14 protein-coding genes, 1 tRNA gene and 2 pseudogenes are annotated in these 20,310 nt (G+C 74.0%); 10 read left to right on the forward strand and 7 right to left on the reverse strand.

Going from position 1 to position 20,310, the window contains the following annotated elements; genetic code table 11:
• Positions 1-36: 36 nt before the first annotated feature.
• Positions 37-1,020: an ABC transporter permease gene (locus ACFP3U_RS17565; protein WP_380226470.1), complete on the reverse strand. Its 984-nt coding sequence runs from the start codon at positions 1,018-1,020 to the stop codon at positions 37-39.
• A gap of 390 nt (positions 1,021-1,410) precedes the next feature.
• Here ACFP3U_RS17565 and ACFP3U_RS17570 point away from each other — a divergent pair, with 390 nt between their 5' ends.
• Positions 1,411-3,102, forward strand: coding sequence for an ABC transporter family substrate-binding protein (locus ACFP3U_RS17570; RefSeq protein WP_380226471.1), 1,692 nt, complete (start codon positions 1,411-1,413; stop codon positions 3,100-3,102).
• A gap of 466 nt (positions 3,103-3,568) precedes the next feature.
• Positions 3,569-4,774 (forward strand): low temperature requirement protein A, encoded by a 1,206-nt coding sequence (locus ACFP3U_RS17575; protein WP_380226472.1) that lies wholly within the window; start codon positions 3,569-3,571, stop codon positions 4,772-4,774.
• Between the two features lie 326 nt (positions 4,775-5,100).
• On the opposite strand, the pseudogene ACFP3U_RS17580 reads toward ACFP3U_RS17575, so the two are convergent.
• Positions 5,101-6,144, reverse strand: a pseudogene (locus ACFP3U_RS17580) (LysR family transcriptional regulator); the annotation flags it as partial.
• Between the two features lie 193 nt (positions 6,145-6,337).
• Here ACFP3U_RS17580 and snpA point away from each other — a divergent pair.
• On the forward strand, positions 6,338-6,967 hold the full coding sequence (gene snpA, locus ACFP3U_RS17585; protein WP_380226473.1) for a snapalysin: 630 nt from the start codon (positions 6,338-6,340) through the stop codon (positions 6,965-6,967).
• A gap of 262 nt (positions 6,968-7,229) precedes the next feature.
• On the forward strand, positions 7,230-7,889 hold the full coding sequence (locus tag ACFP3U_RS17590; RefSeq protein ID WP_380226474.1) for a pentapeptide repeat-containing protein: 660 nt from the start codon (positions 7,230-7,232) through the stop codon (positions 7,887-7,889).
• Between the two features lie 29 nt (positions 7,890-7,918).
• Here the strand turns inward: ACFP3U_RS17590 and ACFP3U_RS17595 are convergent, their stop codons facing one another.
• The gene (locus ACFP3U_RS17595) at positions 7,919-8,704 is read right to left on the reverse strand and encodes an SCO4651 family lipoprotein (protein ID WP_380226475.1); all 786 of its coding nucleotides are present in this window, start codon (positions 8,702-8,704) and stop codon (positions 7,919-7,921) included.
• A gap of 222 nt (positions 8,705-8,926) precedes the next feature.
• On the opposite strand from ACFP3U_RS17595, the gene ACFP3U_RS17600 reads away from it, so the two are divergent.
• Positions 8,927-9,193: a hypothetical protein gene (locus ACFP3U_RS17600; RefSeq protein WP_380226476.1), complete on the forward strand. Its 267-nt coding sequence runs from the start codon at positions 8,927-8,929 to the stop codon at positions 9,191-9,193.
• A 48-nt stretch (positions 9,194-9,241) separates the two neighbouring features.
• Here the strand turns inward: ACFP3U_RS17600 and ACFP3U_RS17605 are convergent, their stop codons facing one another.
• Complete coding sequence (locus tag ACFP3U_RS17605) at positions 9,242-12,469, reverse strand: S41 family peptidase (protein WP_380226477.1); 3,228 nt, start codon at positions 12,467-12,469, stop codon at positions 9,242-9,244.
• A gap of 86 nt (positions 12,470-12,555) precedes the next feature.
• Here ACFP3U_RS17605 and ACFP3U_RS17610 point away from each other — a divergent pair.
• Positions 12,556-12,756 (forward strand): annotated as a pseudogene (locus ACFP3U_RS17610) (MFS transporter); the annotation flags it as partial.
• Positions 12,757-12,763: 7 nt separating this feature from the next.
• Here the strand turns inward: ACFP3U_RS17610 and ACFP3U_RS17615 are convergent.
• Complete coding sequence (locus tag ACFP3U_RS17615) at positions 12,764-13,570, reverse strand: alpha/beta fold hydrolase (protein WP_380226478.1); 807 nt, start codon at positions 13,568-13,570, stop codon at positions 12,764-12,766.
• 118 nt (positions 13,571-13,688) lie between these two features.
• Between ACFP3U_RS17615 and ACFP3U_RS17620 the strand changes: the two genes are divergently transcribed.
• On the forward strand, positions 13,689-14,132 hold the full coding sequence (locus ACFP3U_RS17620) for a MarR family winged helix-turn-helix transcriptional regulator (RefSeq protein ID WP_380226479.1): 444 nt from the start codon (positions 13,689-13,691) through the stop codon (positions 14,130-14,132).
• 108 nt (positions 14,133-14,240) lie between these two features.
• The gene (gene hemC, locus ACFP3U_RS17625; protein ID WP_380226480.1) at positions 14,241-15,176 is read left to right on the forward strand and encodes a hydroxymethylbilane synthase; all 936 of its coding nucleotides are present in this window, start codon (positions 14,241-14,243) and stop codon (positions 15,174-15,176) included.
• A gap of 92 nt (positions 15,177-15,268) precedes the next feature.
• Here the strand turns inward: hemC and ACFP3U_RS17630 are convergent.
• Positions 15,269-15,342: transfer RNA gene (locus tag ACFP3U_RS17630), tRNA-Lys, on the reverse strand.
• Positions 15,343-15,426: 84 nt separating this feature from the next.
• Positions 15,427-16,335, reverse strand: coding sequence for an NADP-dependent oxidoreductase (locus tag ACFP3U_RS17635; protein ID WP_380226481.1), 909 nt, complete (start codon positions 16,333-16,335; stop codon positions 15,427-15,429).
• Between the two features lie 274 nt (positions 16,336-16,609).
• On the opposite strand from ACFP3U_RS17635, the gene ACFP3U_RS17640 reads away from it, so the two are divergent.
• Together ACFP3U_RS17640 and pgi are read left to right on the forward strand one after the other, a co-directional pair.
• Positions 16,610-18,193, forward strand: a complete 1,584-nt coding sequence (locus tag ACFP3U_RS17640; protein WP_380226482.1) for a Na+/H+ antiporter — start codon at positions 16,610-16,612, stop codon at positions 18,191-18,193.
• Between the two features lie 268 nt (positions 18,194-18,461).
• Positions 18,462-20,123 (forward strand): glucose-6-phosphate isomerase, encoded by a 1,662-nt coding sequence (pgi, locus tag ACFP3U_RS17645; protein WP_380226483.1) that lies wholly within the window; start codon positions 18,462-18,464, stop codon positions 20,121-20,123.
• Positions 20,124-20,310 lie beyond the last annotated feature (187 nt).

Raw genomic sequence — 20,310 nt, forward strand, 5'->3', positions numbered from 1 at the left:
CTCCGCGATCACGGCGGTCACGGGGTACTCCTCGGTTCAGGACCGCACGCGCGGATCGAGGGCGGCGTGCAGGGTGTCGGCGAGGAAGCCGGAGGCGAGCACCACGACCGCCGCGAACAGGTTGACCGCGACGACCGCGTTGACGTCCTGTTCGTTGACGGACTGGATGAACCATTCGCCCATGCCGTGCCAGCCGAAGATGGTCTCGGTGAACGCGGCGCCGGTGAAGATGCCGAGGAAGCTGTAGGCGAACATCGTCGACATCGGGATCACCGCCGTCCGCAGCCCGTGTTTGATCAGGGCGCGGCCCCGGGTGAGGCCCTTGGCCTCGGCGGTGCGCAGGTAGTCGGAGCCGAGCACGTCGAGCATGGTGCCGCGCTGGTAGCGGCTGTAGGTGGCGAGGCCGCCGAGCGCCAGCGAGAGGGTGGGCAGCAGCAGGTGCAGCGCCCAGTCGGCGAGGTGGGCGCCGAGGCCGCCGCTCAGGCCGGGGGTCTCGTACCCGGTGAAGGGGACGACCTCGTGGCCGACGGCGTCCTTGGCGGCGATGGCGCCGTTCTTGAGGAAGAGGGCGACCAGGAACACCGGGGTGGAGAGCAGGACGAAGGAGAGCACGGTGAGCAGCCGGTCGGAGATCCGGTACTGGCGCACCGCGCTCCACGCCCCGGCGGCGACGCCGAGGACCATGCCGAGCAGGCTGCCGATCAGCAGCAGTCGCAGCGAGACCCAGACCCGGCGGCGGAAGTCGTCCATCACCGGGGTGTCGTGGATGGTGCGGCCGAGGTCGCCGTGCAGCAGCAGGCCGCCCGCCCAGTGGCCGAAGCGTTCGACGACCGGGGTGTGGTCGTTGAGGTTGAGGTCGGTGAGCTGGCGCTCGACCGAGGCGGCGGCCGGGCGCGGCACCTTGGCCTCGAAGTAGACGCGCGGCTGCAGGGCGGCGCCGGCCAGCGCGTACGCCAGGAAGACGGCGGCGACCAGCAGGACGGCGTAGTAGGCGAGCCGCTTGATCAGGTAGCGGAGCATCAGCGGCCGCCCGGGGTGGGGGCGGACCCGACGCGTCTGGTGGGCATCGGAGGGTGGCCTTCGGATCGGGGACGAGGCAGGGAGGGAGGGGGCGTGGGAGGGGCGTGGGGCGGGGTGAGGCACGGCGGGACCGGCGCTCTTGACCGTGGTCAGGAAAGCGCAGGTCAGAGTGTGGCACCGGCGCGCGGCCGTGGTGTTGCGGCCGCATTGCGCCCTGTTTCGTTTGGATCAGGTGTCGACTGCACCCCCTGGTACTCGCTCTGATCCGCTGTTACGTTCGGTCCCCGGCACCGACTTGGCTGCCCATGCTCAAGCCTCGCCACACCTCGCGACGCCCAACTCTCACCACTCGCCGGACCTCACTGGGGGACCCTCATGGACGCTTCCGCCATGCCCGCGCGCCGCCTCGGCCGCGCCGCCGTACTCGCTCTCGCCGTCGCCCTCGCGGCCACCGCGTGCAGCTCCGGTGGCGGCGGCTCGGCGGACACCGCGGTCAAGAGCGAGGCGCCGGGGCAGGGGTCCATCGACATCAACGCCAAGCCGCTGGACCAGATCCGCGACGGCGGCGAGGTCCGGTTCCCGCTCTACCAGTGGATCACCCAGTGGAACCCGTTCCAGGTGGACGGCCGGTACGGTGACGCGGTCGAGATCATGCGGGCCGTGGAGCCGAACCTCTTCACCACCGACGAGGCCGGCACCTTCAAGCCGGTCGCCGACTACCTGGTGGACGCCAAGGTCACCTCGACCTCGCCGCAGGTGATCACCTACAAGCTGAACCCGAAGGCCAAGTGGTCGGACGGCAAGCCGCTCAGCTACCTCGACTTCAAGGCCGACTGGGAGGCGACCAACGGCAAGAAGGACGGCTACAACATCGCCGACTCGGCCGGCTACGAGCTGATCTCCGCCGTCGAGCAGGGCGCCGACCCGGCCGAGGTCAAGGTGACCTTCTCCGAGCCGTACGCCGACTGGCAGAACCTGTTCCGTCCGCTGATCCCGGCCGCCGGGATCGCCACCGCCGACGACTTCAACAAGGCCTGGGTGGAGAAGATCCCGATCACCGCCGGTCCGCTGAAGATCGGCACGGCCGACAAGACCGCGCAGACCCTCACGCTGGTCCCGGACCCGAACTGGTGGGGCGCCAAGCCCAAGGCGGAGCGGATCGTCTTCCGGGTGATGTCGCAGTCGGCGACCACCCAGGCCTTCCTCAACAACGAGATCGACTACGCCACGGCCGGCACCGCCACCGCGTACGGGCAGCTCAAGGATGCCAAGGACACGGTGATCCGGTCGGCCAGCCCGTGGGACGAGGTGCACATCTCCTTCGGCGGCGGCGGCGCGCTGGAGGACGTGAAGGTGCGGCAGGCGCTCGGCAGGGCCCTGGACCGCAACGCGCTGATCAAGATCGCCAACAACGGTGTGCCGGTCGAGTTCAAGCCGCTCGGCAACCACATCTTCATGCCCAACCAGACCGGCTACCAGGACAACTCCGGCGAGTGGGCCAAGTTCGACGTGGCGGCGGCGAAGCAGCTGCTGGACGGGGCGGGCTGGAAGGAGGCCGGCAGCGGCCAGCCGCGCACCAAGGACGGCCGGCCGCTGACCCTGCACTGGGTGCTCAACGAGTCCACCCCGCAGGCCCAGGTCGACCTCGCCACCGCCGCCCAGGCGATGTGGCTGGCGGTCGGCGTCAAGGTGGAGGTCGACAAGGTCGCGGCCAACGACTTCTTCACCAAGTACGTCAACCCGGGCAAGTGGGACATCGCCAGCTGGCGCAACACCGACTCGTTCCCGCTCTCCAGCAGCCTGACCAACTTCCGTCTGCCGCAGGGCGACAACGTGTTCGGCAACTACTCCAAGCTGGGCAGCGAGGAGATCGACGGGCTGCTGAAGAAGGCGGCCGGCACGATCGACCCGGTGGAGGCGGCGAAGCTCTACAACCAGGCGGACGCCAGGATCTGGGAGCTCGGCCACACCTTCGAGCTGTACCAGCGGCCGACCGTGGTGGCGGCCCGCAAGGGGCTCGCCAACTACGGCGCCTTCGGTCTGGCGAGCACGGACTACGCCAAGGTCGGCTGGGAGAAGTAGGAGCCGGCGGAGCCGGGGCGGCGACTGCCGTCGGCGGGACGAGCGCCCGACAGGCGCTGGCGAGCAGCGCGGTGATCACGAGGCCGGTGGCGCGGACACAGGGGCATCGGCGCTGCCGCCCCCGCTGTCCCGCCACCTGCCTTGACCTTCCGCGATGCCCGCAGATCGCCCCTGTCGTGGGGCCCGTCCCCGGACCCCGCTCGCTTCGAACCGGGGACGAATCTAGCGGGGCCGTCCGGGCCGCCACGCCCTCCCGCGCGGGGCGCGCCCGGAAACCCGCGGTGCTGTCACCCGGTTCGCGCACCCTGGCGTCAACTGTCGCTGACGCCAGGGCACATCGGCTGTTCCGGGCGATCGGCGCGCCCCGCCGACCGCACCGGACCGGGCGGCGGTGCGTGCGCGGCGCCCGGCGCGCTGCCAGGATGCGGCGGGTACAGCCCCCCGTCCGGAGCCCGGAGACCCGTCGATGAGCAGCGAATCCGCCGCAGCACCCCACCCGCACCACGCGGGTCCGCACCACGTCGATCCGCGCCCGGTGCGCCGGATGGTCCCGCGCAGCCGGGACGAGCCGCACCGGGTCGCCACGCCGCTGGAACTCTTCTTCGACCTCTGCTTCGTGGTCGCCGTCGGCCAGGCCGGCCGGGAGCTGGCCCACGACCTCGCGGAAGGCCACTGGGGCGACGGCCTGACCGGCTACCTCTTCGCTTTCTTCGCCATCTGGTGGGCCTGGATGAATTTCACCTGGTTCGCCTCCGCCTACGACTGCGACGACGTCCCGTACCGGGTCACCACCCTGGTCCAGATCGCCGGTGTGCTCATCCTCGCGGCCGGAGTGCCGCGGCTCTTCGCCGACCAGGACATCCTGCTGTCGGTGGTCGGCTACGTGGTGATGCGGCTGGCCATGGTCACCCAGTGGCTGCGCGCGGCGGCCGCCGAGGAGGGGCCGGCGCGCGGTGTGGCGCTGCGCTACGCGGCCGGGATCACGCTCTGCCAGATCGGCTGGGGCGTGGTGCTGGCGCTGCCGCACGACGTCCGGGCGGTGGTGATCCCGATCGGCATCCTGGCCGAGCTGTCCGTGCCGGTGGTCGCCGAGCTGCGGATGCAGACCACCTGGCACCCGCACCACATCGCCGAGCGGTACGGCCTGTTCACGCTGATCGTGCTCGGCGAGACGGTGGCGGCGGCGACCGTGGCGGTGCAGTCCGCGGTGGACGAGCACGAGGGGCTCGTCCGGCTGCTGCCGGTCGCGGCCGGCGGTCTGCTGATCTGCTTCTCGGCCTGGTGGATCTACTTCGCCCGGCCGGTCCACGACCACCTGCGCTCCAACCGGCAGGCCTTCCTCTGGGGGTACGGCCACTACCTGGTGTTCGGCTCGGCGGCGGCGATCGGCTCGGGGCTGGAGGTGGCGGTCGAATCGGCCGTGCACGAGGCGCACGTGTCCGCGACGGCCGCCACCGCGACGGTGACCGTGCCGACCGCGCTCTATCTGATCACCGTCTGGGCGCTGCACGCCCGGCACGCGAAGACCGGCGCCGCTCAGGTGCTGCTGCCGGCGGGCTCGGTGGCGGTGCTCGCCTGCACGGCGGCGGGCGAATCCGGGGTCCTGGCCGCGGGCCTGGTGACGGCGGCCACGGTCGCGGTCGGGGTGCTGCTGCACGCCAGGGAGCGCTGAGCGAGCACGGCCGGACGGCGCTGCGGCGGGGGCTCCGGGGGCTGGGGCTCCGAGGGCGAGGGCTCCCGCGGCTGCCCGTCGCGGGGGTGCTCCTCGGCCGCTTCGGCGGCGGGCCCGGGCGGTCCACCCGGCAGCCCGTTCGGCCCGTTCGGCCCGTTCGCGCGGAGCGGGTCGAGCGACGGGGGCCCCAGCAGGCCGCGGAGGACCTCGCCGTGCCCGGCCAGCCAGGCCCGGTACGGCGGGCTGGCCTGGGCGAGGTCCAGGTAGGCCGCCCGCAGTTCCTCGTACAGCGCCTCCCGGGCCGACGGGCCGAGCGCGCGCGGCCGCCAGACCAGCAGGAGCCGTACGGTCAGCGGGTCGCCGTGCAGTCGCCGTACGACGGTGCCCGGTCCGGGCAGGGAGGTCGGCTGGCAGGGGCGGACCGCCTCGCCCGAGGCGACCAGTTCGGCGGCGGTGGCGTTGTCCCGGACCTGGACCACCCGCGGGTCGAGCCCGGCGGCCCGGAACACCAGGCGCATCGCGGCGTACTCGTGGTCGGCCGTCGGGTCCACCATCCAGGTGTCCTCGGCGAGTTCGGCCAGCCGGACCACCGGCCGGGCGGCCGCCGGATGGCCGGCCGCGAGCGCGACGAACTGCGGCTCGCGGGCGAGCAGCACCCGGTGCTCGGCGTCCGGCGGCAGCCGCAGCGGGAAGCCCTCGCTCTCGTGCACGAAGGCGACGTCCAGTTGGTCGGCGGCGATCATCCGGAGCAGGGCGTTGGCCGAGATGTCGATCTGGATCGTGGTGTCGGTCTCCGGCAGCCGCTCGTGCACCCGGCGCAACCACGCGGCCACCGTCCGGCTGCCGACGCTGCCGATGCGCAGCCGGCGGGCCCGCTCGCCGCCGGCGGCCTCCCGGGCCTCCTGACGCGCGGCGGCGACCAGCGCGGCCATTTCGGCGATCACCGGCCTGGCCCTGGACAGCACCGAGTGGCCGAGCGCGGTGGGCCGGCTTCCGGTCTGCTCCCGGGCGAACAGCGTGCCGCCGACGGCCCGTTCGATGCGGTGCAGCTGGGTGGTGAGTGACGGCTGGGTCATGCCGAGCTGCAGCGCGGCCTTGCGGAGGCTTCCGGTGTCGGCGATCGCGCACAGCACCCGCAGGTGTCTCACGTCGAGCTCCACAGGGGGAGCGTAACGGCCAAAACGGGATGACGCCAGGGACATGACAGGCTGTCGGGTCGGCCGGGGCGCCGCTGCGAGGTCGTCCGGGCGGATCTTGTGGCGACCTCCGGGCGGATCTCCGGGCGGTGCGGGTGATTGGTTCGAGCTATCGCCGGTTGACATCATCCGCCGGGCCGCCGGCCTGTCCGAAGCTCTGTGGGCAGCAAGCATTCATCCGATGCCCGCGGTCCGGCCCCCACCGTCCGCGGCGCGCCCGCTCCCCGGCGGGTGGCCCCTCGACGCGCGCCGCCCGGACATCCCCCTCCGGCCGGTCGGACGCGCCTCCCCCCGCACCACCCTCAGCTGAACCACCCCGCACCACCGCACCACCCCCACTCCTCCTTCCGTGAACGGGAGCCCCCACATGAACCGTGTCTCTCGCACGTTTTCCGCCGCCGTCGGCCTGGCGCTCGCCGCCGGTCTGGCCGTCCTGCCGACCACCGCCGTCGCCGCGCCGGCCCAGGGCTACACGCCGTCCGCCACCGCCTTCGCCGGCTCGGCCACCGAGGACGCCAACAACCAGGCGTTCTACGACGCCGTCATGAAGTCCGCGCGGGCCAAGCAGGCCGCCAACCCGTTCCTGCTGGCCGTGACGGTGACCTACGACGCCAGCAGCGCGCCCACCTTCCGCACCCAGATATCCCAGAGCGCGCAGATCTGGAACAGCTCGGTCACCAACGTGCAGCTGCGGTCCGGTTCGGCCGCCGACTTCCGCTACTACGAGGGCAACGACTCGCGGGGCTCGTACGCGAGCACCGACGGGCACGGCGGCGGGTACATCTTCCTGGACTACGCGCAGAACCGTCAGTACAGCTCGCTGCGCGTCGTCGCGCACGAGACCGGCCACGTGCTGGGCCTGCCCGACCACTACTCGGGCCCGTGCAGCGAGCTGATGTCCGGCGGCGGCCCCGGCACCTCCTGCACCAACCCGAACCCGAACAGCACCGAGCGCAGCCGCGTCAACACCCTCTGGCGGAACGGCCTGGCCGGCTGATCCTCCCGCACCGCAGTGGACGGCCCGGTCGTCGGAACTCCGGCGACCGGGCCGCCCCGCGTGCGTGCCCGCCCATTGCGGCGTCCCCGAGCAGGGCCGGCGGTGCGCGCCCCACCGTGTCACCGCCGCGCCCGCTCGTGCCGCACCCGCCTCCGGGCCGGCCGCAGCGTCCCGGACCGGTCGTGCGCCCCGGAGTTGTCAGTGCCCCGTGCGAGCATGCGGACGAGGAGCTGTCCGCCGCCGATCGCGAGGTGCCTTCGCCATGCCCCAGCGCGTCCCCGACCGCCTGGAAGACCTGCCGTACGCCGACCACCTGCTCCCGCACCGCGGGCCGCTGCGCGCCGACGAGCGCTACGACACCGTGCACTTCGACGGCGGCGAGTACACCGACCAGTCGGCCGTCGGCGCGACCTTCCTGGAGTGCGCCCTCACCGGCGTCGCCCTGAGCGGCGTCAAGCTCCGCAAGGCCCGGTTCAACGAGGCCTGGGTGCAGGCCGGCCGCTGGGTGGCGTGCGACCTCGTCGACAGCGAGTGGCAGGACAGCGCCGTCACCGGCGGCGTGCTGGCCGGCATCGCCGCGCACGGCTCGGCGCTGCGCCGGGTGGTCCTGCGCGGCTGCAAGCTGGAGGCGGTCAACCTGCGCGCCGCCGTGCTGCGCGACGTCGTCTTCGAGGACTGCCTGCTGCGCGACGTCGACTTCGCCGAAGCCCGGCTCACCAATGTCTCGTTCCCCGGCTCCACCCTGGAGGAGGTCCACCTGCGCGGCGCCACCCTGACCGGGGTCGACCTGCGCGGCGCCGTCCGCCTCGACCTCCCCGACGGCCACCAGGGCCTGCGCGGCGCCCTGCTCAGCTCCACCCAACTCCTCGAACTGGCCCCCCAGTTCGCCCAGGCCCTGGGCATCACGGTGCAGGACGACTGAGCCGCGAGCGGCGTTGGACCGGGAGCCGCTCAGAGCATCGGGGTCGCGGAGGCCGGCACGGTGATCTCCGGGGCGCTGCCCGGCTCGCTGTACTCGGCCGCGATGTCCTGCCGGTCCGGGCCGGAGGCGAGGGAGAGCGTGAGCCGGACGAGTTCGTGCCGCTCGTTGATCCAGAAGTCGGCCGTGCAGGTCGCACCGGGCGGCGGCATGAAGTCGGCGAGCCCGTCGAGGAGGCCGTGCCCGGCCGATCCGCTCCGCCGCACGAGCGGCACCGAGCTGTGGAAGCGCTTGGCCGGGGCGCCGGCCACGTCCTCCGTTCCGCGTTCGGTGACGTTGCCGCGGGCGGCGGCCCGGCGCAGCTCCGCCGCCGGGTCGGCGACCCGTTCGGTCGCGAGCGTCGAGAGGTGCACCGGCGTCGGACCGTTCTCGTCCGGGAGCATGACGCTCCAGTCCTCGGCCCCGCCGGCCCCGCCGGTCGCTTCGGCCGCGAAGGAGAAGTAGAGGGCGCCCCCGACGAAGCGGGTGATGCGCCCCTTGCCGTCGGCGTACTGGAGGGCGGGGCGCCCGTTCCACCGCGCGTACCCGGTCGCGGTGGTCGACAGGCCCTCGGCCGCCACGCCGAACCGGATCCGGCTGTTGCCGGCCCTGCCCATCACCTCGGCCGCCGCCGCGAGTTCACCGGCCGCACCGGTGGCGGGCGCCGTCGGCCCGGAGGTCGCGGCCGTGCCGTCGCCGGGCCGGCCGGCACAGCCGGCCAGTGCGGCGACGGCCAGCACGACGGATGCGGCCCCGGCCGCCAGACGTGTCATCTGCATGGAATCCCCCCACGGTCGATCGTCGGGATCACTGTGACACATCATTTGAACGCGTTCAAATGGCGGTGGGGTGCGCACCGATGTTCAGCTCCCGGTCGTTCGGTGACGGTGGGCCCCGCCAGATGCGATCGCCAGGGACCAAGGGCTCAGTGCCAGCGGGTGCGGGCGTGGCATCGCGGTGTGAGAGTGGGGGCAAGCCGGAATTCGCCCGGAGGAGGAGTCATGGGCATCTTCGACAGGTTCCGCCACAAGGCGCAGCACTCCGCCGAGGAGGCCAGGTCCTCGCTCGGCGGGGGTGCTGAGCAGGACAGCACCGCGATGACGGACGCCGCGCAGCGGGCCGCGCTCGCCCACGACGAGGCCGCCGACGCGTTCGGTACGGAGGCGGAGAAGGCCCGTGAGGCCCGTGAGGCCGCCGCGATCGGTGAGCGGGAGGCGGAGGAGCGGGCCCGCCAGGACATGACCGCCGAGGGCGACCCCTGGGGCTGACCGCAACTGGGGCTGACCGCACCCGGCCGGACCTGCGCCGGCCGCCGCTCACCCCTCCCGGGGTGGCAGCGGCGGCCGGCGCAGGTCCGGCCGCGGGGTGTCCGCCGGCGGCGGCACCGCGGCCGGCGCGTCCTCCAGCAGCTCCAGCGCCAGCCGTACCGCCGTGAGCAGCTCCGGGTACCGGCCCGCGGCCCAGTCCCGGGGGGTCCGGAGCACGTGCACGTCCGGCTCGACGCCCCGGTTCTCCACCGACCAGCCGAGCCCGCCGGTGAACCACGAGGCGTTCTTCGGCACCGAGATCTGCGTCCCGTCGCCGAGCAGGTGCCGTCCGGTCATCCCGACCACCCCGCCCCAGGTGCGGTTGCCGACCACCGGGCCGAGCCCGAGTAGCCGGATGGCGGCGATGATGACGTCCCCGTCCGAGCTGGTGGCCTCGTCGGCGAGGGCGACCACCGGCCCGCGCGGCGCGTCGCGCGGCCACCGCACGGGCTCCCGGCCGCGGCTGAAGTCCCAGGCCAGCACGCGGCGGGTGAGCTTCTCCAGGACGAGTTCGGAGACGTTGCCGCCGGCGTTGCCGCGGACGTCGAGGACGAGCGCCGGTTTGTCCATCTCCCGCCGCACGTCCCGGTTGAACTGCGCCCAGCCGGAGCCGCCGAGGTCCGGGATGTGCAGATACCCGCACCGGCCGTCGCTGAACTCCCGGACCAGGGCGCGCCGTTTGACCACCCAGTGCTGGTAGCGGATGGGCCGCTCGTCGGTGAGCGGGGTGACGGTGATCCGGCGGACGGCGCCGTCCGGACCGCCCCGGCGCAGGGTGAGTTCGACGCTCGTCCCGCCGGTGCCGGCGAGCAGCGGCAGCGGCCCGAGCAGCGGGTCGACCGGCCGTCCGGCGACGGCGAGCAGTTCGTCGCCGTCGTGCACGCCGTGGGTGGCGAGCGGGGCGCGGGCACGCGGGTCGGAGGACTCGCCGGCCAGGATGCGGTCGACCAGCCAGCGCCCGTCGGGGGAGCGGTGGGCGTTGGCGCCGAGCAGGCCGAGCGGCTGCTGGGCGAGGGCGGGCCCCTCGCCGCGCCGGGACGGGGTGACGTAGGCGTGCGAGGTGCCGAGTTCGCCGAGGAGTTCGCGCAGCAGGTCGGCGAAGTCGTCGGGGCCGGCGATCCGGTCCAGCAGCGGCTCGTACTGGGCGACCAGGGCGGGCCAGTCCAGCCCGGACATCCCGGCGTCCCAGAACTGGTCCCGGACGACCCGCGCGGCCTCCGCGTAGGCCTGGCGCCATTCGTCGGCGGGCCGCACGGTGTGGGTGATCCGCCGCAGGTCGACCGTGGTGGCGGCGGAGGGCGCGGTGACCGGGACGATCCGCAGGGTGCCGGCCGAGTAGACGGCGACCGAGCCGCCGTCGCCGGAGACCGCGTAGCCGTCGAGCCGGTCGGCGAGGGTGGAGCGGCTGCCGCGGGCCAGGTCGAAGTACTCCAGGGAGGGGCGGCCGGAGGTGTCCTCGGGATTGGTGAAGGTCTGCCCGAGGGTGCCGGAGATCGGCCAGCGCAGCCAGACCAGGCCGCCGCGGACGGCGTCGGTGGCGGAGTACTTGCCGGCCAGGACGGGGAACTGGATCAGCCGCTCGCCGATGCCTTCGGGGTCGACGTGGACGGTGCCGTCACCGCCGCCGTCGCCGTGCGGGGCGGTGTCCTCGTCGGGCGCGGCGAACGGGGACGGCGTGTCGGCGGCGAGCGGGACGAGGTAGGGGCGGCAGCCGAGCGGGAAGGAGAGGTCGCCGGTGTGCACGTCGTGCACCGGGTCGAAGCCGCGCCAGGAGAGGAAGGCCAGGTAGCGGCCGTCCCGGGTGAAGGCGGGCTGCTCGTCCTCGAACCGGCCGTCGGTGACGTCGACGACGGGGGCGGCGGCGTCGGTGCGGGTGAGCCGGATGCGCCGCAGTGAGCGGCCGGCGGCCGGCTGGGACCAGGCGATCCACCGCGAGTCGGGGGAGAAGCGGGCGCTGGTGACCGGTCCGTGGCCGGAGGAGGCGACCTCCCGGACGGTGCCGTCGGCGGCGGTGAGCAGCAGCAGCCGCCCGTCGGAGGAGGTGACCGCGAGGTGGGCGCCGTCGGGGGCGGCGGTGAGCTCCAGGACGCGGCCGAGCCGCCCGGCGGCGAGCACCCGGTGGCCGTGCCGCGCGGGGGCGTGCTCGTGGCCGGGCAGCGGCACGATCTCGACGGCGTCCTCGCCCTCGGCGTCGGTGATCCAGGCGGCCTCGCCGGTGCCGCCGAGCACGACGGGCAGCCGGGTGCGGACGCCGGGGGTGTCGGCGAGCGCCCGGGCCGGGCCCTCGCGGTGGGTGAGCCAGTACTGGCTGCCGCGGACGGTGATCACCCCGGCCCGGCCGGTGCGGTCGCAGGCGAGGTCCTTGACGTGCGAGGCGGCGCTCACCTGGTAGGGCCGGCGGCCGGCCCGGGCGCCGCCGAGCGGGACGCGCAGCCGGTGCGGGGCGGGGGCGTCCAGGCCGTCCAGCAGCCACAGGTCGCCGGCGTGCTGGTAGACGATCCGGGTGCCGTCGGTGGCGGCCTCACGGGCGTAGTAGGAGGCGTGGTCGGTGTGCCGGCGCAGGTCGGTGCCGTCGGGGCGGCAGGAGTAGAGGTTGCCGATGCCCTCGTGGTCGGAGAGGAAGGCGATCCGCTCGCCGCCGGGGGTGCTGACCGGCATGGGGGAGGCGAGGTGGCCGGGGAGGTCCGGGAGGATCTGTTGGCCGTCCACCCAGAGCCGGCCGGTGGCGCCGCCCCGGTAGCGCTTCCAGGCGGCGGGCTCGTGCGGGGCGGCGCCGGTGAGCAGCACGGTGTGGGCGGGGCCGACCTGGGCGTCGCCGACCGGTCCCCAGGGCATCCGGCGGGCCGGGCTGCCGTCGGCGGGCAGGGCGTGCGCCCAGGTGTAGTGGCCGAAGGGCTCGTGGTAGGAGGTGACGGCGAGCAGTTCGCCGTCCGGCAGCCAGCCGCGCAGCCGGGTGTCCTGGCTGCCCCAGTGGCTGAGCCGGTGGGCCTCGCCGCCGTCGACGGGGGCGGTCCAGATCTCGGGGGCGAGGCTCTGCCAGCCGGTCCAGGCGAGGGCGCGGCCGTCGGGGGAGAGCCGGGGGTGGCTGACCCTGGTCCGGTCGCAGCTGATCCGCCAGGCCCGGCCGGTGCCGGCGTCGGCGGTGTCGAGCGGGGCGATCCAGACGTCGTCCTCGGCGGTGAAGGCCAGCAGGCCCCCGCGCAGGTGGGGGTGGCGGAGGTAGCCGGGTGACGTCACCCTTCCATGCTTCGACGGGGGGTCACGCCCGGCAACCGGAGGACGGCCCGGAACGACCGCTGGGCGGCGGTGGGTGACATGGACCCGCCGCTCAGCGGTCCACGGTCACCCTGTGGAACGCGGCGATGGCCGGCGGGGGCGTGGCCGGCGGTCTGCTGCTGGACGGGCTCGGCGCCGACTCCTTCCCGTGGGCCGTGCTGCTCCTGCTGCTGGCCGTCCTCGCCGTCGTCCTGGCCGCCCGCACCCACGGCTTCCCGGCCCGCCGCCGCCCCGGCCCCACACCCTGACCGGCCTTCAGCCCCGCGCCCGGGCCTGCTGCCGGTCCACGTACTCGGTGACGATCGCGAAGAAGCGCGCCGGGTCCTCGAACGGCAGGCCGTGGCCGCCGGGGACCTCCAGGTACTCGGCCCCGCTCACGGCCCCGGCGAGCTCGCGCTGGTGGTGGGGCGGGACGACCTGGTCGTCCGCGCTCGCCAGCACCAGCGCGGGAGCGACGACCCGGCCCACGGCGTCCCGCAGGTCGACCCGGGCGTCGAGCTCCAACTGCCCGAGGATGCGGTCGTCGAGCATGGCCGTGAACCCGGCGGCCAGCTCGGCGAACCCCGCGTCGTCCAGGCTGCCGAGGAGGCCGGGCCCCATCGCGGTGAGGATCAGCTGCCGGGCCAGCAGCGCCGGGTCGGTGCGCAGCAGTCGCGCCCACAGGTCGAACATGAACGCCTCGCGCGGGGTGCTCCTGACCCACCCGGCGTGCAGGACGAGCGAGGTCACGGCGGCCGGGTGCCGGGCGGCCACGGCGGTGGCGACGACCGCGCCCAACGAGTGGCCGACCAGGTGGAACCGTTCCAGTCCGGCGCTCCGGGCGGTGGCGACGACCCGGTCGGCGAGGGCGTCGAGGTCGATCGGCGCGAGGTCGACCGGGGTGGCGCCGGCGCCGGGCAGGTTGGGGGCGACGACGGTGTAGCGGTCGCGCACGGCGTCGACGAGGGGTCCCCAGTTCGCGGCCGCGTCGGCGCCGGTGCCGTGGAGCAGGACCAGGCCCGGGCCGGTCCCCGCGACGATGCGGTCGAGTGGTTCGGTGCGGACCGGTTCGGTGCGGACCAAGGAGTGCCTCCGAGAGGGGTGCGGGACCAGGTGACGGGCATCAAGATAGCAGAGCTCTGTCATGTAGCAGAACTCTGTCATTCATCAGGGTTCGATCCGTCGGCGTACGATGGCGCGCATGGAGATGCCGGTCACGGAACGCCTCGGGCTGCACATCAAACGGGTGGAGCAGGAGCTGATGGCCGCCAAGCACGCGGCGCTCCGGCCGCTCGGGCTGACGGTCCCGCAGTACGTCGCGCTGTACACGCTCGACGACCGGCCGGGACTCTCCGCGGCCGCGCTCGCCCGCGCCTGCCTGGTCACCCCGCAGACCGTCGCCACCGTGCTCGCCAACCTGGAGGCCAAGGAACTGGTCACCCGCCGGCCGCATCCCTGGCACCGCAAGGTGACCGAGGTGCACCTCACCGACGAGGGCCGCCGACTGCTCGCACTGGCCGACGCGGAGGCCGTCGCCGTCGAGCGCCGGATCGCCGACGGCTTCAACCCCGAGGAGCGGGACCGGCTGATCGAGTTGCTCGGCCGCGTCTCGGCCCACCTGGCCGCCACACCGGAGCAGGCCTGAAGCAGGCCCCGCGCCGGAGCACGGCCGACACCGGTCCCCGGCCCGGTGGGCCCGCCGGGCGGGTGGCCCGATGCCCGGGTGCGCGTCCTGACGACCTATCATCCAGCCATGGCCACCGCAGAGTTGATCCGCATCGTCTCCCGCTCCTCGCCCATGGCGCTCGCCCAGGTGGAGCGGGTCAGGGCCGAGCTGGCAGTCCTGCACCCGGGGGTGCGTACCGAGGTGGTGCCGGTGACCACCTCCGGTGACCGCTGGATGGGCGACCTCGCCCGGCTCGGCGGCAAGGGCGCGTTCACCAAGGAGGTGGACGCCGCGCTGCTCGCCGGCGAGGCGGACCTCGCCGTGCACTGCCTCAAGGACGTGCCGGCCGACCGTCCGCTGCCGGCCGGCACCGTGTTCGCCGCCCATCTGCGCCGCGACGACATCCGGGACGCGCTGGTCCACCCGGGCGGCCTGACCCTGGACGCGCTGCCGCCTGGCACCCGGATCGGCACCTCCTCGGTCCGCCGGCGGGCCCAGCTCGCCGCCTCCCACCCGCACCTGGAGTGCGTGCCGATGCGGGGCAACGCCAACAGCCGGCTGGCCAAGCTCGCGGCGGGGGAGGCGGACGCCCTGCTGCTCGCGCTCTCCGGGCTGGAGCGGATCGGCGAGACCGCGCGGATCAGCGAGGTGCTGCCGGTCGAGGTGATGTGCCCGCCGATCGGCGCCGGGATCCTCGCCCTGCAGTGCCGCGCCGAGGACACCGCCACCATCGACGTGGTCACCACCCTCGGCGACCACGAGACGTGGCGGGAGGCGAGCGCCGAGCGGATGTTCCTGCACGTGCTCCAGGGGCACTGCAACTCGCCGATCGCGGGGTACGCCAGGGCCGAGGCGGACGGCCGCCTCTCGCTGCGCGGCCGGGTCTTCTCCCCGGACGGCAAGCAGATCCTGGACGCCCACGAGTGGGCGGGTTCGCTGAGCCCGGAGGACCTCGGCACCGCGACCGCCCTCGCCCTCAAGCGGCAGGGCGCCTCCGAGCTGATCGCCGCGATCCCGCACTGAGCGCGACCGGCCCGCCCCGGCCTTCCACGGCGGGGCCGGCCCGGAAACGCCAGAAGGCCCCCCGCTCGCGCGAGGGGCCTTCCGGTTGTCTGTGCGCCGCCAGGGACTCGAACCCCGGACCCGCTGATTAAGAGTCAGCTGCTCTAACCAACTGAGCTAGCGGCGCCTGCTGACGGGAAGAACATTACCTGGTCAGCGGCCGAAACACACAATCGGCCCGGAGCGCCCCCGGTCCGGGCCGAGGCGCCCGTCAGGGGACCAGGACGACCTTCCCGCGGACGTGTCCGGTGCCGACCAGCCGGTGGGCGTCGGCCGCCCGCTCCAGCGGGAAGGCCTCGGCGATCTCCATCCGCAGCCCGCCCGCCTCCCAGAGGGCGACCAGCCCGGCCAGCCGGGCCGCCGTCCGCTGCCCCCGGATCCCCACGGCGCCCAGCCGCCCGGCCGCCGCGTAGTCGACCACGGTGCCGATCCGGCTCCGGTCGGCGACCAGCTCGACGGAGGCCTCCAGGGCTCCGCGCCCGGCCGCGTCGAAAGCCGCGTCCACCCCCTGCGGGGCCACCGCCCGGACCCGCTCGACCAGCCCCTCGCCGTAGCCGACCGGGATCGCGCCGAGCTCCCGGAGGTGGTCGTGGTTGCGCGCGCTCGCGGTGCCGATCACCGTGGCGCCCCAGGCCAGGGCCAGCTGGACGGCGACCGTGCCGACCCCGCCGGTGGCGCCGTGGACGAGCACGGTGTCGCCCGCGCCGACCTTCAGCGTGCTGAGCGCGAGGTGCGCGGTCTGCCCGGAGGCCGACAGCGCCCCGGCGTGCTCCCAGGGCATCCCGGCGGGCTTGCGCACCAGCTGGGTCGCGTCGGCCACGACCAGTTCGGCGGCGCAGCCGAGCAGCCGGAAGCCCAGCACCTCGTCGCCCACCGCCCAGTCGTGGACGCCCGCGCCGACGGCGTCGACCACCCCGGCGAACTCGTTGCCGGGGATCAGCCCGGGGGTGAGTTCCATGCCGAGCGGCGCCCGGCCCTCCCGGATCGCGAGGTCGACCGGCTGCACCCCGGCGGCGTAGACCCGGACCCGCACCTGGCCCGGGTCGGGGGAGGGGTCGGGCACGGCGGTCACCCGGAGCACCTCGGGTCCGCCGAACCGCGGGACGGTCACTGCCTTCATGCCGGGACTCCTGTCACGTGCTGTCACGTCCTGCCGCGTCGTGTCGCGCCCTGCCGTGCCGTGCCGTGCCGTGCCGTGCCCCGTTCGGCCGGGGCGGCCGCGGCTCGGCCGCGCGGCGCCTCGATCCTCGGACTTGAAGCGCGGTTGAGGTCAAGCTCTCCCCGGCGTGTCGTCCAAGTTGAGATCATTGTCAGATTTATCCTCGACGGCGGCCCGGGCCATGCCCGGGACCGCATCCGTGTTCGACACCCCCCGCCACCGAGAGGACCTCCCCGTGGGCCAGCTGCCCCTGCTCTTCCTGGTGCTGCTCGCCTCCGTGGTGACCATGCCGCTCGCCCGCCGGACCGGCGTGCCGCAGCCCGTCCTGATGACCCTGCTCGGCATCGCCATGGCGCTGATCCCGCAGATCCCCGACATCGCGATCGAACCCGAGCTGATCCTGCCGCTGGTCCTGCCACCGCTGATCTTCGCCGTCGCCCGGCGCTCCTCGGTCCGCTACTTCAAGGCCAACATCCGCTCCATCCTGCTGCTCGCCGTCGCCCTGGTCGTGGTCACCACCGCCGTCGTCGCCGGCACCGTGCACTGGCTGCTGCCCGGCCTCCCGCTCGCCGCCGCCATCGCGCTCGGCGCCCTGGTCTCCCCGCCCGACCCGGTGGCCGCCGTCGCGGTGGCCGGCAGTGTCGGGCTCCCCCGCCGGCTGGTCGCCATCCTGGAGAGCGAGGGCCTGTTCAACGACGTCACCGCGATCGTCGTCTACTCGCTGGCCATCGAGGCGGTGGTCGGCGGCGACTTCTCCGGCGGCGGCGCCGTGCTGCGCTTCGTCCTCTCGGCCGTCCTCGCGGTGGTCATCGGCGTCGCCCTCGGCTGGGCCAACACCAAGCTGGCCGCCTACCTGGAGGACCCCACCCAGCAGGTCGCGCTCAACCTGCTGGTGCCCTTCGCCGCCTACAGCCTGGCCGAGGAGATCCACGGCTCCGGCGTGCTCGCCGTCGTCGTCTGCGGCCTCTACCTCGCCGAACGGGCCGCCGACGCGGACGCCGTCGCCTACCGGCTGGTCGGCAACGCCTTCTGGGAGATCGTCGAGATCCTGATCACCGGCTTCGCCTTCGGCCTGATCGGCCTGGAACTGGCCACCGTCCTCAAGGAGGCGGGCGCCGGCTGGACCGGCATGCTCGGCGACGCCGCCGTGGTGATCGCCGTCGTCGTCGCGGTCCGGCTGCTCTGGCTGCTCCCGGCCGGCTGGCTCTCCCGGCGGCTGCGGGCCGACTCCGAGGAGGACACCCCGATCAGCTGGCAGGAGAGCGTGGTGCTCTGGTGGTCCGGGATGCGCGGGGTCGCCACCGTCGCCCTGGCCCTCGCGATCCCGCTCACCGTCGACTCCGGCAGGGCCTTCCCGGAGCGCGGCCGGCTGGTCTTCATCGCCTTCAGCGTGGTGCTCTTCACCCTGCTGGTCCAGGGCCTCACCCTGCCCTGGACGGCCAAGCGGCTCCACCTAGACCTCGACCACGACCGGCACGAGCAGGAGGTCCGGCTGCTCTGGTGGCGGGCCGCCAAGGCCGGGCTGCGCCGGCTCGGCGAACTGGAGGAGGCGGACAAGCTGCCCGCCGAGGTCGCCGACCGGCTGCGGGACCGTCAGCACGACCGGCTGGCCCGGCTCTGCCCCGAGAACTACGCCGAGGAGGAGGCCGTCGAGGCGAAGCAGCGGCTCTCCCAGTGGCGCGCGGCGCACAGCGTCGAACAGGAGATGATCGCCGCCTCCCGGCGCGAGATGCTGGTCGCCCGCGCCGAGCCCGGCGCCGACCCGGAACTCGTCGACCGGGTGCTGCGCGGACTCGACCTGCGGTCCGAACGGAAGTGACGATCCGTCCGTCCGGGCGACCGCGCGGCGGGTCGGGCGGACGGGCCGTGACGCCCGGACGGACACCCCGCCACGCGCGTCCGAACAGCGCGAACCCCGACCGGACGCCGACGAACGGAATGTGCGCCGGGGCGCCCGGCGTTGCATAGGGTGGCCCCGGGCGAGGCCGTCAACGGAGTCGGCGCACCCCCGGTACCCGCACGACCTCGCGAAACCCTCCCGCCTGGCCCTGCCGGTAACCGCAACCCGACGAAACGAGGAGCCACCGATGTCGGAGACCCGCGCCGACGCCCGCACGCCGCTGGACCGCACCCCGCAGTGGGCCGCCCTCGCCAAGCACCGGGAGGAGTTCGGCGACACGCACCTGCGCGAGCTGTTCGCCGCCGACCCGGAGCGCGGCCGCCGCTACACCCTTCAGGTCGGCGACCTGCACGTGGACTTCGCCAAGCAGCTCGTCACCGACGAGACCCTGGCGCTGCTGCGCGAGCTGGCCGAGGCCACCGGCGTCGCCGACCTGCGGGACGCGATGTTCCGCGGCGAGAAGATCAACACCACCGAGGGCCGGGCGGTCCTGCACACCGCGCTGCGCGCCCCGCGCGGCGCCGTCGTCGAGGTCGACGGCGAGAACGTCGTCCCCGGCGTGCACGCCGTGCTCGACAAGATGGCCGCCTTCGCCGAGCAGGTCCGTAGCGGCGGGTGGCGCGGCCACACCGGCAAGCGGATCCGCACCATCGTCAACATCGGCATCGGCGGCTCCGACCTGGGCCCCGCGATGGCCTACGAGGTGCTCCGCTCCTTCACCCAGCGGGACCTCGACGTCCGCTTCGTCTCCAACGTGGACGGCGCCGACCTGCACGAGGCCGTCCGCGACCTCGACGCCGCCGAGACGCTCTTCATCGTCGCGTCCAAGACCTTCACCACCATCGAGACGATCACCAACGCCGTCTCCGCCCGGGACTGGCTGCTCACCGAGCTGCGCGCGGACACCGACGCGGTCGCCAAGCACTTCGTCGCGCTCTCCACCAACGCCGAGGGCGTCGCCGACTTCGGCATCGACACCGCCAACATGTTCGAGTTCTGGGACTGGGTCGGCGGCCGCTACTCCTACGACTCGGCGATCGGCCTCTCGCTGATGATCGCCATCGGCCCGGACGCCTTCCGCGAGATGCTCGACGGCTTCCACCTGGTCGACGAGCACTTCCGCACCGCCCCGCCGGAGGAGAACGTCCCGCTGCTGCTCGGCCTGCTCGGGGTCTGGTACGGCGCCTTCTTCGACGCCCAGGCGCACGCCGTGCTGCCGTACTCGCACTACCTGTCCAAGTTCACCGCCTACCTCCAGCAACTGGACATGGAGTCCAACGGCAAGTCGGTGGACCGCGACGGGAACGCGGTGAGCTGGCAGACCGGCCCGGTGGTCTGGGGCACCCCCGGCACCAACGGCCAGCACGCCTACTACCAGCTGCTGCACCAGGGCACCAAGGTCATCCCGGCGGACTTCATCGGCTTCGCCGAGCCGGTCGCCGACCTGCTGCCCGGCCTGGTCGCCCAGCACGACCTGCTGCTCGCCAACTTCTTCGCCCAGACCCAGGCGCTGGCCTTCGGCAAGACGCCGGAGGAGGTCGCGGCGGAGGGCGTGCCGGCCGAGCTGGTCCCGCACAAGACCTTCCGGGGCAACCACCCGACCACCACCGTCCTGGCCGCCGCGCTGACCCCCTCGGTGCTCGGCCAGCTGGTCGCCCTCTACGAGCACAAGGTGTTCGTGCAGGGCGCGATCTGGAACATCGACTCCTTCGACCAGTGGGGCGTCGAGCTGGGCAAGGTGCTCGCCAAGCGGATCGAGCCGGTGCTGCTGACCGGTGAGGGCACGGAGCAGCTGGACAGCTCCACGGCCGCGCTGGTGGCCCGCTACCGGGAGCTGCGGGGCCGCTGAGGCCCGTGGTCCCGGCTGTTGTCCCGGGCCGTCGTCCGCTCCGGCGGGCGGCGGCCCAGCGCCGTTGCCCGCCCGCCCGGCCTGGAAACGCCGGAAGGCCCCCCGCTCGCGCGAGGGGCCTTCCGGTTGTCTGTGCGCCGCCAGGGACTCGAACCCCGGACCCGCTGATTAAGAGTCAGCTGCTCTA

The sequence above is a fragment of the Kitasatospora misakiensis genome, assembly GCF_042656005.1.
Classification (GTDB): domain Bacteria; phylum Actinomycetota; class Actinomycetes; order Streptomycetales; family Streptomycetaceae; genus Kitasatospora; species Kitasatospora misakiensis.